This is a genomic window from Rubellimicrobium mesophilum DSM 19309 (genome assembly GCF_000600335.2).
In the GTDB taxonomy this organism is placed as follows: domain Bacteria; phylum Pseudomonadota; class Alphaproteobacteria; order Rhodobacterales; family Rhodobacteraceae; genus Rubellimicrobium; species Rubellimicrobium mesophilum.
Genome location: NZ_KK088548.1, coordinates 1 through 1097 on the forward strand (window position 1 = coordinate 1; position 1097 = coordinate 1097).

General features: G+C 70.6%; 2 protein-coding genes. Both read left to right on the forward strand.

Annotation, left to right across the window (positions count from 1 at the left end; translation table 11 throughout):
• Positions 1–335: phage terminase small subunit P27 family (locus RUMESO_RS02870; protein ID WP_037277986.1), on the forward strand; the 335-nt coding region annotated here is incomplete at its 5' end.
• Positions 313–1097 (forward strand): terminase large subunit domain-containing protein (locus RUMESO_RS02875; protein ID WP_037277987.1); only part of this gene is annotated, 785 nt, incomplete at its 3' end. The genes RUMESO_RS02870 and RUMESO_RS02875, both read left to right, overlap by 23 nt.

Sequence of the window (1097 nt, forward strand, 5' to 3'; positions counted from 1 at the left end):
CGCCCGACTGGCTCAGCGAGGACGCGGCGGCCGAGTGGACGCGCGTCATGCCGATCCTGACCGAGCGGCGCATCCTGACCGAGGCGGACCTGGGCTCCCTGGAGAACTACTGCACGGCCATCGGGCAGGTGCGGCAGATGGAGCGCCACCTGCAGGACTATGGCCACATCCTCGACGTGGAGGGCGTCTGGAAGCGCAACCCGGCCGTGGGCGTCCAGTCCGACGCCATGACCCGCGCCCGCCTCCTCGCAGCCGAACTCGGCCTCACGCCCGTTTCCCGCTCCCGCCCCGCCATCCGCGAGGAGGACGACGATGCTGACGCCCTCGTGGATTGAGGACGGCTCCGAAATCCCCGACCCGCTGGGCTATGGGGAGCGGGCCGTGGCGTGGCTCAAGCGGCTGAAGCATCCCAAGAACCCTGCCCCCGGCCACCCCTTCCAGCTCGACCCCTGGCAGGAGCGGATCGTGCGGCGCGTCTACGGACCCCGGAACCCGGACGGCTCCCGCGTGGTCCGTCGCGTCGTGCTCCTGCTGCCCCGGGGTAACCGCAAGACCAGCCTCGCCGCCGGGCTCACGCTCCTGCACCTGGTCGGACCCGAGAAGGCCCCAGGCAACCTGATCGTCTCGGCCGCCTCCGCGCATGAGCAGGCGCTGGAGCTCTTCAACGAGGCCGCGATGGTGGTTCAAGGGGACCCGCGCCTCGACAAGCACCTGAGCGTCCGGGAATACGTCTCGAAGATCAGCTTCCCGCGCGACCGCTCCCGCTACGTGGCCGTGGCCTCGGACGGCAAGGTCCAGCACGGCAAGACCCCGAACGTCGTCATCGCCGACGAGCTGCACGCCTGGGAGGGCCGCGCCGGCCTGCGCCAGTGGGAGGCGCTCGACTCCGCCCTGGTGAAGGTGCCGGGCACGCTCCTCATCGTGGCCAGCACGTCGGGCCGGGGGCAGGAGAACCTGGCGTGGGAGACGGTCTCTTACGCCATCAAGGTGCAGAAGGGCGAGATCGACGACCCCGCCACGCTGCCCGTCATCTTCATGGCTGAGGCCGAGGACGACTACCGCGACGAGGCGCTCTGGTTCGCGGTGAACCCCGGCCT